The sequence below is a fragment of the Nocardia sp. NBC_01327 genome, assembly GCF_035958815.1.
GTDB lineage: Bacteria > Actinomycetota > Actinomycetes > Mycobacteriales > Mycobacteriaceae > Nocardia.
This window is the reverse complement of sequence record NZ_CP108383.1, coordinates 2,519,023-2,531,607: the sequence shown is the minus strand read 5'-3', so window position 1 is coordinate 2,531,607 and position 12,585 is coordinate 2,519,023. Positions and strand designations below refer to the sequence as shown.

The 12,585-nt window shown below is 66.4% G+C and carries 13 protein-coding genes; 6 read left to right on the top strand and 7 right to left on the bottom strand.

Features of this window, described 5'->3' with window-relative positions; translation table 11 throughout:
* From OG326_RS11055 to OG326_RS11030, 6 genes are all read right to left on the bottom strand, one after another.
* A complete protein-coding gene (locus OG326_RS11055) occupies nucleotides 1-1,215 on the bottom strand; it encodes an LLM class flavin-dependent oxidoreductase (RefSeq protein ID WP_327144538.1) in 1,215 nt (404 codons plus the stop codon).
* A gap of 122 nt (nucleotides 1,216-1,337) precedes the next feature.
* Nucleotides 1,338-2,216 (bottom strand): VOC family protein, encoded by an 879-nt coding sequence (locus OG326_RS11050; protein ID WP_327144537.1) that lies wholly within the window; start codon nucleotides 2,214-2,216, stop codon nucleotides 1,338-1,340.
* An 18-nt stretch (nucleotides 2,217-2,234) separates the two neighbouring features.
* Nucleotides 2,235-3,365, bottom strand: a complete 1,131-nt coding sequence (locus tag OG326_RS11045) for a ferredoxin--NADP reductase (protein WP_327144536.1) — start codon at nucleotides 3,363-3,365, stop codon at nucleotides 2,235-2,237.
* Between the two features lie 57 nt (nucleotides 3,366-3,422).
* Nucleotides 3,423-3,668, bottom strand: a complete 246-nt coding sequence (locus OG326_RS11040; protein ID WP_327144535.1) for a hypothetical protein — start codon at nucleotides 3,666-3,668, stop codon at nucleotides 3,423-3,425.
* An 11-nt stretch (nucleotides 3,669-3,679) separates the two neighbouring features.
* Complete coding sequence (locus tag OG326_RS11035) at nucleotides 3,680-4,846, bottom strand: Rieske 2Fe-2S domain-containing protein (protein WP_327144534.1); 1,167 nt, start codon at nucleotides 4,844-4,846, stop codon at nucleotides 3,680-3,682.
* 85 nt (nucleotides 4,847-4,931) lie between these two features.
* The gene (locus tag OG326_RS11030) at nucleotides 4,932-5,444 is read right to left on the bottom strand and encodes a flavin reductase family protein (RefSeq protein ID WP_327144533.1); all 513 of its coding nucleotides are present in this window, start codon (nucleotides 5,442-5,444) and stop codon (nucleotides 4,932-4,934) included.
* A 246-nt stretch (nucleotides 5,445-5,690) separates the two neighbouring features.
* Here OG326_RS11030 and OG326_RS11025 point away from each other — a divergent pair, with 246 nt between their 5' ends.
* The 6 genes from OG326_RS11025 (at nucleotide 5,691) to OG326_RS11000 (ending at nucleotide 12,177) form a co-directional block, all read left to right on the top strand.
* Nucleotides 5,691-6,527, top strand: a complete 837-nt coding sequence (locus OG326_RS11025; RefSeq protein ID WP_327144532.1) for an IclR family transcriptional regulator — start codon at nucleotides 5,691-5,693, stop codon at nucleotides 6,525-6,527.
* 58 nt (nucleotides 6,528-6,585) lie between these two features.
* Nucleotides 6,586-7,242: a PadR family transcriptional regulator gene (locus OG326_RS11020; protein WP_327144531.1), complete on the top strand. Its 657-nt coding sequence runs from the start codon at nucleotides 6,586-6,588 to the stop codon at nucleotides 7,240-7,242.
* Nucleotides 7,243-7,315: 73 nt separating this feature from the next.
* Nucleotides 7,316-9,040 (top strand): MFS transporter, encoded by a 1,725-nt coding sequence (locus OG326_RS11015; protein WP_327144530.1) that lies wholly within the window; start codon nucleotides 7,316-7,318, stop codon nucleotides 9,038-9,040.
* A 164-nt stretch (nucleotides 9,041-9,204) separates the two neighbouring features.
* Complete coding sequence (locus tag OG326_RS11010) at nucleotides 9,205-10,425, top strand: bifunctional 3,4-dihydroxy-2-butanone-4-phosphate synthase/GTP cyclohydrolase II (RefSeq protein ID WP_327144529.1); 1,221 nt, start codon at nucleotides 9,205-9,207, stop codon at nucleotides 10,423-10,425.
* Between the two features lie 32 nt (nucleotides 10,426-10,457).
* Nucleotides 10,458-11,177: a VirB8/TrbF family protein gene (locus OG326_RS11005; RefSeq protein WP_327144528.1), complete on the top strand. Its 720-nt coding sequence runs from the start codon at nucleotides 10,458-10,460 to the stop codon at nucleotides 11,175-11,177.
* Between the two features lie 31 nt (nucleotides 11,178-11,208).
* Nucleotides 11,209-12,177: an alpha/beta hydrolase gene (locus OG326_RS11000; protein WP_327144527.1), complete on the top strand. Its 969-nt coding sequence runs from the start codon at nucleotides 11,209-11,211 to the stop codon at nucleotides 12,175-12,177.
* Nucleotides 12,178-12,192: 15 nt separating this feature from the next.
* On the opposite strand, the gene OG326_RS10995 is transcribed toward OG326_RS11000, so the two are convergent.
* A complete protein-coding gene (locus OG326_RS10995; protein ID WP_442791021.1) occupies nucleotides 12,193-12,552 on the bottom strand; it encodes a hypothetical protein in 360 nt (119 codons plus the stop codon).
* Between the last annotated feature and the right edge of the window lie 33 nt (nucleotides 12,553-12,585).

Sequence of the window (12,585 nt, the reverse complement as noted above, 5' to 3'; positions counted from 1 at the left end):
TCAGTTTCCTTCCTCGGGCTGCAGTGCGGCGGCCAAGGCTTGGCCGTGCTTTTCGAAGGCGGCTTCGATGCCGGCGCGCAGACCGGTCATGAAGCGTTCGCTATTGTCGTTGGCCCAGTTCAGCGAGGCCTCACGATTGCGGTTGGCGCGGGTGAAGTGCGGGATGACGTGTTCGGCGAACAGCCGCGCGGAACGCTGGGTGGCGTCCCAGTCCGCGACATTGAGGCCGAGCACCAGGAAGGTGCCGAAGCCGCCGGACTGCTCGGTGAGGGCCTCGATGGTGGCGATGGCATCGTCGGGGGTGCCGATGGTGGCGCGGCCGAAGGACGGGAACCCGGGCCCGGTCCACTGCTCGACGGCCGCCGCGGCGGTATCGCCCCACGGCATCTCCATACCGCTGAGCCGCTTCATGTAATCGACGAGATGTCCTACGCCCCATTCGGCTTCGCGCCTGGCCTGCTCGCGAGTCTCCGCGATATGCATGGGCGCGACGAGCCGCCACTTGGCGCGATCGACGGTATGGCCGTTGGCGGCCATGGTCTGCTCGTAGACCTTCCAGTTCGGCATGAGCGCCTCGTACCCGCTCGGGTCGGAGGCCGCCAGTGAAAGCAGCCCCGCGCCGTGCTTACCGGCCAGCACCGCACCGGACGGCGAAATCGTCGATGCCACAGCCAGTTCTATGCCGTCCTGCTGATACGGCAGCAGTTGCAGACGGGCGTCGTTCAGCTCGAACCAGTCCGTCTTGGCACTGACCACCTCACCGCGCAGCAGCGGCGCGAGCGCCTCGAGCGATTCGTGCATCATCTCGCGCTGCCGGGCCGGCGGCACCCCCATCATGGCGGCGTCGGAGGCCAGCTGACCGGGACCGATGCCCATCATCATGCGGCCCTTGCTGAGATGATCGGCCAGCGCGAGCCGGTCGGCGAGCATCATGGGCTGGTGGTACGGCAGCGAATTCACGCCGGTGCCCAGCCGGATCTGCTGGGTGCGCTGCGCGGCGGCAGCCAGGAATACCTCGGGGGCGGCGATGATTTCCATTCCGGCGGAATGATGTTCACCGACCCAGGCTTCGGCATAACCGAGCCGGTCGGCCAGTTCCACCAGTTCCAGATCCCGCTGGATCTGCAGGGTGGGATTGCCGTCGAGCGGGTGATACGGCGCGATGAAGAAGCCGAAGCGAGTGGGTCCGGCAGGTGTCGCGTTGGGCTGGTTCAATGTTCGTCGCTCCTTTGCGAGATATTCAGTTGTGCTCCGAACTTCGCCGCATAACCGCCGGGGCTCTGGCAGATACGCGGCGGCCCGCCGTCACCGAGGACGACGGGCCTGGTCTGGGTGGGTCAGCCGCGGGCCCATTCATGGCCCCAGTAGCTGTCCGCGGTCATCTCCTCCGCGACGTAGTCGGGGCCGACAAGCGCTCCCTCGCAACCGAATTCGATATCCCAGTTGCCGGGGGTGCGGACATAGAAGGAGATCATCTTGTCGTTGGTGTGCCTGCCCAGCGTGGAGGACAGGTGGTAGCCCGCCTTGGTGACCCGATCGAGCGCCCGGCCCACATCGTCGAGCGAGTCGACCTCGACCATGATGTGCACGATGCCCGGGCCGTCCGCGCGCGTGCCCGGAATCAGCGCGAGGCTGTGGTGGCGCGGGTTCACACCCATGAAGCGAATCCAGATCGGATGGTCGGGCGGGCCGACGCGGAACGAACCGCGCGAGGCGAAACCCAGGACCTCGGTGTAGAACTTGCGCGCGTCCTCGATATCGCGGACCGGCAGCACCACGTGGCCGAGACCCAGATCGCCATTGACGAACCGCGCACCGTACTTGGTCAGCACCGGAGTGTGATCGAGTAGCGGGCCGTGGAAGACCTCGACGGTGAAGCCGGACAGGTCGACGAAGCTGATGGCCTCTTCGACATGCCGGTTCGCAGCCTCCGCCACCGATAGCGCGGTGACGGCGATTCCGGCCTTCTCGAGGGTCTCGCGCACCAGACTCAGCGAGCGGGTGTCGGCGACCTGCCAGCCGACCGCGATGACCTCGTCACGCTCACCGGGCACCAATTCCAGCCGGTAGGTGTGCTCATCGGTGCGCAGGTAGATCGAGTCCGGATTGGGCCCGGTCCCCTCGGCGAAACCGATGGTGTCGAAGGCGAACTTGCGCCAGGCCTCGACATCGGCGATGCGGGCCCGGACGTAGCCGAGAGAGCTGAAAGCAGCCATGGTGAACACTCCTTGGAATCAGGAATAGGTGACGGAGACGTTGTCGGTCACCGGAACCGCCTGGCAGGCCAGCACATAGCCGTCTTCCAGGTCGGCGTCTTCGAGAACTTCATTGCGCCGCATGGTGACTTCGCCGGAGACCACCCGGCACACGCAGGCGCTGCACGCGCCTTCGCGGCACGAGTAGGGCGCTTCCAGCCCCTTGGCGAGCAGCACATCTAACAGTGTCTGCTGCCGTGGCCAGGTGATTTCGTGGTTTTCGCCATCGAGTTCGACCTGGGCGGTGGCATTGTCACCGGCCTCGGCGGCGGCCTCCATATCGACCGCGGTGGTCTCGGTCTCGAACGGGTTGCCCGAGAGCGAGACGAACTTCTCGACATGGACGCGCTTGCGCTCCGCGCCGAGTGAGGTCATGGCGGCGCTGACCGCGTCCATGAACGGTCCGGGCCCGCAGACGAACACCTCGCGTGCCGCCCACGGTTTCGCCAGTGCGGCAAGCTGTTCGACGCGCGGCAGGCCCTGCACCGACTGCAACCAGTGCAGCACCAGCAGCCGATCCGGGTGCGCCGCTGCCAGTTCCGCCAGTTCCTCGCGGAAGATGACCGCATTCTCGTGCTGATTGGCGTAGATCAGCGTGACGTGGCCGGAGCCCTGCGCCAGCGCCGACTTCAGAATCGACAGCACCGGGGTGATACCGCTGCCGCCGCCGAACAGCAGCAGATCGGTATCGAGGGAGCCCGGCGTGAACAGTCCGGCGGGCGGCAGCACATCGAGGGACATGCCCTCGGTGGCGTTGTCGCACAACCAGTTCGAGCCGTAGCCCTCGACCGTCCGCTTGACGGTGACCTTCAGCGGCCCGTCCTCGTGCGGCGCGCTGGAGAGCGAATAGCAGCGGCTCACCGACCCGGTCAGCTCGCTCGGAATGCACAGTGTCAGAAACTGGCCCGGCTTATAGGAGAACCGCTCGGCATGCGCCGCCTCCGGCGCCAGCTCGATCGACACCGCATCCTCGGTCTCCCGCACCACGCGCACCACCCGCACCGACGCGATCCCACTCGCCTGCGCGGACTCCAGCACGGCATCGACCTCGAGCTCTACCGCTTCGCGGTCGAGCGACGCGGCATTAGGTTCGATGTCTGTCACGGTCATCGCTCCACCAGTTCCATTCCTGTGCTGTCTATTTCGATCAGTGCGGCGGCAGGCCGTCTACGTCAGGGTCCGGCCGCGGGTGCGCACATCCACGTCACGCGTGCTGGAGCTCAGCGCGCCCGAGGCGACGGCCTCGTCGATGCTGGCGCGCAGGGCTGCGCAGGTGTGCGATTTCAGGCCGGTGGTCGAGAGCTCCGTGCAGGCCGCGACGGCGGCGTTGTTCCATTGCACGCTGGTGTGCTGGGGGCTGAATTTCTCCACCAGCACGCAGGTCCCGCAGGACCGGCACGAAACCTGTTCCATGACAGTGCCTCTCAGGCCTGCGCCGCGGCGGCGTCGGCTTCTGCGCGCTTGGCGAGATTGTCGGCGACCTCGGCCTCCCAGGCGGTGACCGCGCGGGTGGTGTCCACCTCGAATTCGAAGCGGGTGGTCATCTCCTCGGTGACGTCGGCCGCATCGGTGTAGAACTGCTCGTACCAGCGACGCAGCTGGTAGACCGGCCCGTCCTCCTCGCACAGCAGCGGATTGTTGATGCGCGACTTGCGCTTCCAGATATTCGCGTCCTGCTCGAAGCCCTTGCCGAGTCCGCCGACGAACTTCTCCGCGATCTCCGCGGCCTGTTCGGGCGAGACGCCCTCGGGCTTCTTGGCGATCGCGCCGTACATGAGCACGAACTGGTTCTCATTGATCGGGTAGTGGCAGTTGATGAGGTAGCCCTCGACGACCAGACCGTTCGCGCTCTCGCTCTTGAGGTAGTCGATCATGTAGGACGGGCCGTAGTACGAGGCCTCGGACTGCAGTACGTTCTTGCCGCCCAGCGCTTTCGCGGTCGCGCCCATCATGTCCTCGCGCGAGACCGAGGTCATGTACTGGCTGGCGATATGGCCCTCGAAGACGTTCTTGAAGAAGGTCGGGAAGCCGTAGTGCACATAGAAGAAGTGCGCCATATCCACGACATTGTCGATGACCTCGCGGCAGTTGGCGTCCACGATCATGGAGTTCCAGGTCCAGTCGGTCCACTGCTCGTCGAAGGCGGCGTCCACGCGCGGAATCGCGGCCTCGGCCGGCGGCTGCTTGTTCTCCGGATCGTTCCAGACGAACAGCTGCTTGTTCTCGACCATGGTCGGCCACGCCTTGGTGCGGGCCAGCGGCGGTACGCGGCGCGCGTACGGAATGCCGGTGCACTTGCCCTTGCCGTTCCAGCGCCAATCGTGGAACGGACAGGCCAGCGAATCACCCTTGACGGTGCCGTCGGCGAGGTTTCCGCCCATATGCGGGCAGTACGCGTTGAGCACGTTCAGGGTGCCGTCCTCGGCCGCGAACACCACGATCTCGGTGCCGAACGCCTTGACGGTGTGCGGCTTTCCGTCCCGGAAGGAGTCGGCCAGGCCCAGGCAGTGCCAGCCGCGCGCGAATCGGGTGGGCGGCGCGCCCGCATCGATGACTCGCACTTCCGTGACAGCACCATCCGTGGTGGTCATGTGAGTTCCTCTCCCTTGCCTTGTATTGATGGTTGCGGCCGATGTGACGCCGATGACAATGGCTGTCCCACTGGCCGGGAGGTTGCTATCGGTCTGCGAGACGTCCGAAGCTCGCGCGGTAGAAGAGCAGCGGTGCCGCCTCGGAGTGCTCGTTCAAGCCGGTCACCCGGGCGATCACCACCGTGTGGTCACCGCCGTCGACCTCGTCGTGCAGTTCGCAGTCGATCGTTGCCAGGGCCCCGGTGAGCAGTGGCGACCCGTTCTCCGAGCCGGTCCACTCGACGCCCGCGAACTTGTCGGCGCCGGGGCGGCCGAGCTGGCGGCAGATCTCGGTCTGATGATCGGCCAGAATGTTCACGCAGAACCGCCCGGCGCGCCGAATGCGCGGCCAGGTGCTCGAGGTCCGGGCGGGGAAGAAGCTCACCAACGGCGGTTCGAGGGACAGCGATGCGAAGGACTGGCAGGCGAAGCCGACCGGCTCCCCCTCGTCAATGGCGGTGATCACAGTGACCCCGGAGGCGAACCGCCCGAGCACTGCTTTGAAAGCGGTCGGGTCGATCTCCGTAGGCATGCGATCCACCTCCAGCACCGGTTCCACGGCGCCTCCTTTATTTCGGTTCGAAATATGGCTGTCAGTCATAACAGCAGGTCAGGACGAGGAGGCGTCAATATGATGGTTCGGTCACCGAGACATGAATCCGTAGAACGGGACAAAAGCTACGTAGTTCTCCCGATTCCCCAGCGTGTGGTGCAGGGCACTGTGATGGGTAGCACAAGGTCCGAACCCGGCACATGCCTAATCGGAATATCCCTAGACTGGATGTCGGAACCAACGGAGGCTCAAATGTCCGTCGCACTGCTCCCCTCCGCGGAAGCTCGAAACCCTCATACCCCCATGCGCGCCAACCAGACTCGAAACGCCAGCGCCGAAGTCCCCGTCTCGATGATCGAGCGGATGACCCTGATCCTGGACGCGTTCGACACCTCCACCCCCACGCTCACCCTGCTCGGCCTGGTCGAGCGCACCGGGCTGCCGCGTTCCACCGTGCACCGCATCCTCGATCAAATGATCAAGCTGCGCTGGCTGGCACACACCTCCGGCGGCTACCGCCTGGGCATGCGCACTCTCGAACTCGGCGGACTCACCGCTGATCACAACGAGATTCGCGATGCCGTCAGCCCGCTGCTGCACGAATTGAGCCAGCGCACCGGCATGGTCGGCCACCTCGCGGTGCTCGACGGCCGCGATGTCGTCTACCTGGACAAGGCCGGCGGCCGCTTCGCCTCCAGCCTGCCCACCCGGCTCGGCGGCCGGATGCCCGCGCACGCAACGGGTGTCGGCAAGGCCATGCTCGCCTGTCTCGAGCCCAATATCGCCGAGGCCGCCCTGCGCGTGCGGCTGCCGCGCCTGACCCCGCGCACCATCTGCGAGCCGGAAGCGCTCTCGCGCGAACTCGCGCAGATCCGCCTGCGCCAGGGCGTCGCCATCGACCGCGAGGAAGCCGTCGTCGGAATCGCCTGTGTCGCAGCGCCGCTGCGGGGCCGCGGTACCGCACCGGCCGCCCTGTCGCTCTCGGGTCGCGCCGATGGCATGAGCTACGACCGGCTGGCCCGCGTTGTGCTCGAGGTCGCCCACGAGGCCGGGCGCACCCTGTTCCCGCGTCGTGCGCACTGGCGCTGACCGAATGTTCGAACCGGACACAGAAGGAACGCGCGTGCGAGAGCGATACAGTTCGACTATGACCGAGGGCGCCACGCGCCCCGCCCACGGCGAGGAACAGCCGATCCCGGATCTGCCCACCACAGCCTGGGCCGTGCTCGGAATGCTCTCGCACGCAGACGAACTCTCCGGTTACGACCTGAAGAAGTGGGCCGACTGGAGTCTGCAGTTCTTCTACTGGAGTCCCTCCTTCAGCCAGATCTACGCCGAGCTCAAACGGCTGGAGAAGCACGGCTACGCGACCTCGCGGACCGTGGTCTCCGAGGACGGCATGCGCGGTAAGCGCATGTACGCCATTACCGACAGCGGCCGCGAAGCCGCCTCGCACTGGGTGAACAACTCCCCCGTCGAGGCCCCGGTCCTGAAACACAGTGTGATGCTGCGGGCTTGGCTCGGACATCTCGCCGAACCGGATCGCATGCGCGAAATCCTCACCCAGCACATCGATTACGCCGAGCGCATGCAGCGCCGGGCGCAGATCGATGCCGACGGCGCGGACGCCAATCCGGACTGGGCGTATCCGAGCGCGGTATTGCGCTGGTGCGTCAAGCATTACGAGGCCGAGCGCGAATTCGCCGCCGATCTCCTGGCTGATCTGGACAAACTCGCGAGGCAGCGTAGCCGCCGCAAGAATGTGAAAAGGCCAAATTCAGAAAAGTCCCACTCAACGGACTAGCCCATAGTCGGCGTCCCCGGGTTGTGACACGGTTCACGTCACCGTGTTACCCACCCAATCTGGAGGACGCCACATGTCTACCTCCGTCGATACCACGGCGCCCCCCAGCGCCGACGACAACACCGGCCGCCTCGACGGGGCCTCCAAGCTACGGATCTTCTCCGTCCTCGCCGTGATCGTGCTGTTCACCGAGGTCGCACCCATGCAGTACGTCATGGTTTCCGCGGCACTGCGCCAGATCGCGCCCACCTTCCCGACCCACGGCGCGAATATCAACTGGGCCATCATCATTTTCGGCGTCGTCGGCGCCGCGACCTCACCGGTCATCGGCAAGCTCAGCGATATCGTCGGCAAGAAGCGGATGTTCCTCGTCTGCGGCGTGCTGTTCATGATCGGCTGCGCCATCTGCGCGATCACCAGCAACTGGATGCTGTTCCTGCTGGGCCGCGGCCTGCAGGCGACCGCCATTGCGACAGCGGTCATCTCCTACGGCCTCATTCGAGACCTGATGCCGCGCAAGCTGGTTCCGATCGGCCTGGGCATCGCCTCCACCGGTCTGGGCGTCTCGGCGCTGGCCGGCCCGCTGATCGGCGGCTTCATCGTCGATCACTACAGCTGGCGCTCCATCTTCTGGTTCCTGTTCGCCTTCACCGTGGTGATGATTCCCCTGGTGATCGCGATCGTCCCGGAATCCAAGCTGCGCACCCCGCAGCGGCTGGACCTCGTCGGTGCGGTACTGCTCGGCGCCGGCCTGGTCTTCACCCTGATCTACCTGGACAACGGCCAGGACTGGGGCTGGAGCAAGCCGTCCACGCTGGCGTGGCTCATCGGCGGCCTGGTGCTGCTGGTGCTCTTCCCGATCGTGGAAATGCGCGTGAAGAACCCGATCATGGATATGAAGCTGCTGTTCACACCGCGGGTGAGTGTGCTGCTGTTCATCGCCCTGCTGGCCTCGCTCATGATCGGCTACCAGTCCTACGCAACGGGTTATATGACCCAGTCCCCGCCGGCCGCCGAGGTCGTCGATCAGGTCAAGACCGCCACCTGGGATCAGGTGAAGGCCGGTGCGCTGCAGCAGGCACAGGCCGGGGCCGAAGCTCAGGCGAAGGCCGCACTGCCGCCGGGCGTCGAACTGCCGCCGGGCGCGGTCAAGGTGCCGCCGGAGGCCGTCTACTCGCAGCTGCCGCCGAATATGGTCGATGTGAAACTGGATCCGGGCTATACCTACGGCAATGGTTTCAGTCTGCTGAAGTACGCCACGCATCTCGCGGTCGCACAGTCGATCATCGCCATGCTCTTCGGCTTCCTCGGTGGTCTCTGGATTCGCCGCAGGGGCGGGCGCCAGCCGCTGGTGTTCGCACTGGTCATCTTCGTCGGCGCGGCCATCGCCTATGCGACCACCTCGCACGGCTGGGGTATGCAGGCGCTGATCAGCGCGATCTTCGGCATCGCGTTCGGCCTCTATTACGCGGCCACACCGAACCTCATGGTGGAGGCGGTGCCCGCGGAACAGCAGGGCATCAGCGCGGGCATGCTCGGCGTCATGCAATCCATGGGCGCGGGCATCGGATTGGCGGTGGCCACGGCCTTCCTCAATGCCAACCCGGTCAAGGCGGAGGTCACGGTGCTGACCCCGAAGGGACCGAATACGGTCCTGCAGGACATCCCGATGCTCTTCTCCGACAAGGGCTATGAGATCAGCTACTACTTCATCGCCGCCGCGGCCGTGATCGCGCTCATCGGCGCGGTGATCATGAAGGCCGGGCGCACGCCCGCCACGGGCGGTACCGCGTACTGACCACCCGTATCGGGCATCAGTCCGGCTGAATGAGAAGTGGCCCGGAGGCAGCACGCCTCCGGGCCACCTTTCTTTCCGCATTTCTTTCCGGTGAGCGGGACCCCACCTCGTTGTTCTGCGCTGCGCATATTTCTATTAGGAATACCCAGAGGAGGTGGTCGACGATGACCGGTGAACTCGACAGCGTGACGACCGCGGTGGCCGCGATCGCGGCCGGCGGCATGGTGCTCGTGGTGGACGACGAGGACCGCGAGAACGAGGGCGATCTGATCCTCGCCGCCGAGAAGGCGACGCCCGCGAACATCGCCTTCCTGGTGCGCTACACCAGCGGCGTCCTCTGCGTGCCCATGGCGGGCGAGGATCTGGACCGGCTGCGGCTGCCGCCCATGGCGGCCGTCAATCAGGACCCCAAGGGGACCGCGTACACCGTGTCGGTGGATGCGATTTCCGGTGTCAGCACCGGGATTTCGGCCGCCGATCGGGCGCGCACCATGCGAATGCTCGCTGATCCGCGCACCGGGCCCGAGGAGCTCTCCCGCCCCGGGCACGTCTTTCCGCTGCGCGCGAATTCCCGTGGCGTACTGGGACGTCCGGGCCATACCGAGGCCGCCGTCGATCTCATGCGGCTGGCCGGATTGCGACCGGCCGGAGTGATCGCCGAGGTCGTGAATGACGACGGCTCCATGGCGCGGCTGCCCGAACTGCTGGTCATGGCCCGCGCGCACGGTATTCCGATCATCTCCATCGCCGATCTCATCGTGTACCGCAAGAGCCTGGAGAACGGCATCTCGCGGGTGGTCGAGACCCGCCTGCCCACCCGCTTCGGCGACTTCCGGGTGGTCGGCTATGCCGATGAGCATTCCGGCACAGAGCATCTCGCCCTCGTCTACGGCGATCCCGCCGGCGATGAAGTCCTCACCCGGGTGCACTCGGAATGCCTCACCGGCGATGCCTTCGGCTCCCAGCGCTGCGACTGCGGCGAACAGCTCGACACCGCGCTGGAGGCGGTGGCCGCACAGGGCCGCGGCGTCGTGATCTACCTGCGCGGACAGGAGGGCCGGGGCATCGGCCTGCTGAACAAGTTGCGCGCCTACGAATTACAGGATCAGGGCGCCGATACCGTGGACGCCAACGTACAGCTCGGCCTCCCCATCGATGCCCGCGACTACGGTGCGGCCGCCCGCATCCTGGCCGACCTCGGCGTGAACTCCGTTCTGCTGCTGAGCAACAACCCCGCCAAACAGTCCGGCCTGCAGGCGCACGGCATCGCGGTGCGGCGCCGCGTTCCCCTGCAGACGCTGCCCACCGAACACAATGTGCACTACCTGCGTACCAAACGGGATCGGATGAGCCACCAGCTGACCGAGGTCGACGCGGCGGGATAGCATCTGCGCACAGTCATCGCGAGGGGGATTCAGTGTCGACGCCCGACGACGTACCGCAGCCGCACTCCGTATCGCCGCAGTCGCAACCGCAACCGCAGCAGGGTCCCATCGTGCAGCACCAGATTCAGCAGCAGCCGATGGCCATATCGCAGCCTCCGTATTCGGCGCAGCCACAGGCATATTCGATGCCGCCTCCGGTCGCACCGCGGTCGCGCGCCGCAACCATGATTCCGGTGATCTCGGCGGCGCTGGCGGTGCTGTGCGTGGCCATCGCCGTCACCTTCTTCGTCATGTACACCCAGGAGCACCACACCGCGCAGGAGCGGGCCGGCACCATCGACCAAATGCGGCAGCAGGTTTCGGATGTGGACGCGCGGGAGGTGACGGCGCGGCGCGCGGCCTGCGATTACGCGACGGCCATGTCCACCTACTCGTACACCGATCTCGACCCCTACTTCAAGGCGGTGCTGAACGGCTCGACGGGCTCCTGGCATCAGAACTTCTCCGAGAGCTCGACCGGGCTGCGGCCGGCGATGGTGCAGGCACAGGTGCGCAGTTCCGTCACGGATGTGCACTGCGGTGTGAGCTCCCTGACCGCGCACGATGCGGAGGTGCTGGTCAGCGCCAAGCAGACCAGGGCGACCGCGACCAATCCCACGCCGGGCGCGACGGTCGTTCCGATGCTGATGACCCTGCAGGAACAATCGGACGGCCGCTGGCTGGTCAGCGACATCAAGACACTGTTCGGATAGCAGTGCCGCCCGGCGACGGTAGGGTCGCCAGATGACGGCGTACGACTCTTCGCAGGAGGCAATGATGCCGAGCTTCGCCAGCCGCTGGGTTGTCCCCGCGTACCTGCGCGTGATTCGAGCCAACCGGGCGTTCCTCAGGCCGGACGCGGCACGCAAGCATCTTCGGGAGCGCAGCCTGCGACCCAAAAGCTACGGCCCGCCGCGGCGACTGCGCTCGGATGTGGTGGTGTCGGTGGATCACAGCCTGGGCTGGCCGGTGTACACCATCGCGCCGCGCAGCGGTCCGGTGCGCGGCAATGTCGTATACGTGCACGGCGGCGCCTGGGTGAATGAAATCGCGCCGCAGCATTGGGCTTTGGCGGCGGAGGTCGCCGCCCGGGTGGGCACCACCGTCACCGTTCCCATCTATCCGCTGGTTCCCATCGGCACCGCGCTGGAGGTGGTCGACGAGATCGCCGGGCTGGTGCTGGACAATCGGGCCCGGTACGGGGAGGTCTGCCTCGCCGGGGATTCGGCGGGCGGGCAGATAGCGCTCTCGACCGCCGTGGTGCTGCGCGATGAGCATCAGCTGAGTGTGCCTCGGACAGTGCTCATTTCGCCCGCGGTCGATCTGTCGCTGAGCAATCCGGAGATCGACGTGGTGCTGCCGGAGGATCCGTGGCTCGGCAAGGAGGGCACGCGGGTCTTCATCGAGCACTGGCGCGGGCAGCTGTCCCTGTCCGATCCCCGGGTCAGCCCGCTGGCCGCCGACCTACGCGGCCTGGGTCCGCTGACGATCTTCAGCGGCACCCGGGACATCGTGCTGCCGGATGTGCGACTGCTGGTGGCGAAGGCGCGGGCGGCGGGCGTGGAGACCGACTACTACGAGGGCACCGGGCTGGTGCACGTCTATCCATTGACTCCGACACCCGAGGGCCGGGCCGGGCGCGCGGTGATCATCGCGGCGCTGTGTGACGCCCTGGCGGCCGAGAAGCGCTGCGCCGCAGGTGAGTCCGGTTAACGGCCGACGGCGCGGCTAGGGGTGCGCTGCCAGCCACTGACGGGCCCGGGTCGGGGACGCCCGGGAGAGCCAGGCGTCCTGGATCACCTCGGCCAGTTCCCGGACCGTCAGCTCCTTCAGGCGAGAGGCGCGCAGCAGGACCGACAGATGCCCCTGGAAGTGCGGTGTGGTGAAGAACGGCGAATCCGGGTCCTGGACGAGGGCCAGTTTGTCCGATTCGGAGGGCACCCAGAAGACGATGACATCGCTGTAGCGCTCGCCGGTGTCCGGATCGAAGGCGTCCGGCCGGGGAGTGCGGAAGAAAATGAAGGATTTGCGGCCCACCTGGTACACCGGATTACCGGCCGGGCCCTGTTCGACGGTGACGTGCGGCATGGCCTCGGCTAGGGCGTGCACATCCTCGAGGCG

Coding starts and splice junctions, on each gene's coding strand:
- OG326_RS11050 (WP_327144537.1), bottom strand. CDS start 2,216: ATGGCTGCTTTCAGCTCTCTCGGCTACGTCCGGGCCCGCATCGCCGAT.
- OG326_RS11045 (WP_327144536.1), bottom strand. CDS start 3,365: ATGACCGTGACAGACATCGAACCTAATGCCGCGTCGCTCGACCGCGAA.
- OG326_RS11040 (WP_327144535.1), bottom strand. CDS start 3,668: ATGGAACAGGTTTCGTGCCGGTCCTGCGGGACCTGCGTGCTGGTGGAG.
- OG326_RS11035 (WP_327144534.1), bottom strand. CDS start 4,846: ATGACCACCACGGATGGTGCTGTCACGGAAGTGCGAGTCATCGATGCG.
- OG326_RS11025 (WP_327144532.1), top strand. CDS start 5,691: ATGTCCGTCGCACTGCTCCCCTCCGCGGAAGCTCGAAACCCTCATACC.
- OG326_RS11020 (WP_327144531.1), top strand. CDS start 6,586: ATGACCGAGGGCGCCACGCGCCCCGCCCACGGCGAGGAACAGCCGATC.
- OG326_RS11015 (WP_327144530.1), top strand. CDS start 7,316: ATGTCTACCTCCGTCGATACCACGGCGCCCCCCAGCGCCGACGACAAC.
- OG326_RS11010 (WP_327144529.1), top strand. CDS start 9,205: ATGACCGGTGAACTCGACAGCGTGACGACCGCGGTGGCCGCGATCGCG.
- OG326_RS11000 (WP_327144527.1), top strand. CDS start 11,209: ATGACGGCGTACGACTCTTCGCAGGAGGCAATGATGCCGAGCTTCGCC.
- OG326_RS10995 (WP_442791021.1), bottom strand. CDS start 12,552: ATGCCGCACGTCACCGTCGAACAGGGCCCGGCCGGTAATCCGGTGTAC.